Annotated in this window: 1 protein-coding gene and 1 pseudogene; one reads left to right on the forward strand and one right to left on the reverse strand. The window is 65.7% G+C overall.

The genetic code is table 11. The annotated features are described in order from the left end of the window. Positions 1-100: 100 nt before the first annotated feature. Positions 101-946: pseudogene (locus ACWDTP_RS38495) on the forward strand (Mu transposase domain-containing protein); the annotation flags it as partial. Here the strand turns inward: ACWDTP_RS38495 and ACWDTP_RS38500 are convergent. After that, a partial coding sequence (locus ACWDTP_RS38500) for an LLM class flavin-dependent oxidoreductase (RefSeq protein WP_450028453.1) occupies positions 947-1345 on the reverse strand: 399 nt, incomplete at its 5' end.

A 1345-nucleotide genomic window follows, 5' to 3' on the forward strand; every position in this document is an offset into this window, starting at 1 on the left:
CCAGCAGCTTCGAGGGAGGCCCGCCCTTCTCGGCGGAGCCACACGGGTGGGGAATTTCGATGAGCGTCAGTGGGGAATTTCAGTGAGCGCGGTCAACCTGACGGTGCGGGTTGCTGATGGTGATCCCGGGGTGGAGTGTCAGGTCGATTTCGGCTATCTGGGGATGCTCACCGACGCCGCCGACGGGCGGCGCCGCAAGGTACATGCGCTGATCTTCACCGCTGTGTACTCGCGGCACATGTTCGTGTGGCTGTCCTACTCGCAGACCCTGGCCGCGGTCATCGCCGGGTGCCAGGCGGCCTGGGAGTTCTTCGGCGGGGTGTTCGCGGTGCTGATCCCCGACAACCTCAAACCGGTGATCGCCGCCGCGGATGCGGTCAACCCGCAGTTCAGTGCGGGATGGCTGGACTACGCCGGGCACGTCGGGTTCCTGACCGACCCCGCGAGGGTGGCCTCGCCGAAAGACAAACCGCGCGTGGAACGCGCCGTTCAGTACGTACGCCGAAACTTCTGGGACGCTGAAACATTCACCAGCCTGCAGCAGGCGCAGGACGCCGCGACGGCGTGGTGTCGTGACACCGCGGGCACCCGTATGCACGGCACCACGTGTGCCCGTCCGGCCGAGATGTTCACCGCCGATGAACAATCCCGGCTGCTGCCGGTGCCGGGGGTCTATGACGTGCCGGTGTTCAAGGCGGTCAAGGTGCACCGCGATTTCCACGCCGAGGTCGCCAAGGCGCTGTATTCGCTGCCCGAGTGCTGGATCGGCCAGTACCTGGACGTGCGGGCCGATACCGAGCTGGTGAAGTTCTATCGCCGCGGGGTGCTAGTCAAAGTCCATCCCCGCCAGCGTGGACGAGCCGCAACCGGACTACACGGTTGTCCCGTAGGGTTTGCACCCAAGTCACCGCGGGCGGGCAGTGATACGGGTCGTCAGGGGGGCTGATCAGTGCGGCTTCCCAGATGACGAAATCGTTATGAGACGTTCTGCGGCATCCAGCCGCTCGTCGATCGTCGGGTACATGAAGACGAAGTCCACCTGCGCTTCATCAACGCCTTGCTCGGCAAGCCTGGCGAGCCGATCGCCCAACTGGGTCAGGGATTCATCGGGTACACCGTTGACACGAATGATCCGCTCCAGTGCGTCGGGGTCACGTCCGCTGTCCTCGGCGGCACGGCGAGCCGTCGACCACAACGACTTCGCCGAATCTTCGGGGATGGTGTCGAACCCGATCCAGCCGTCACCGCGCCGCCCGACCCGGGCGAGCGCGGCCGGGCTTGACCCGCCGAGAAAGATCCGCGGCCCACCGGGTTGATCTTCGACCGATCCAACCCGAGGCGGCAC

It is taken from the genome of Mycobacterium sp. NPDC003449, from assembly GCF_053588415.1.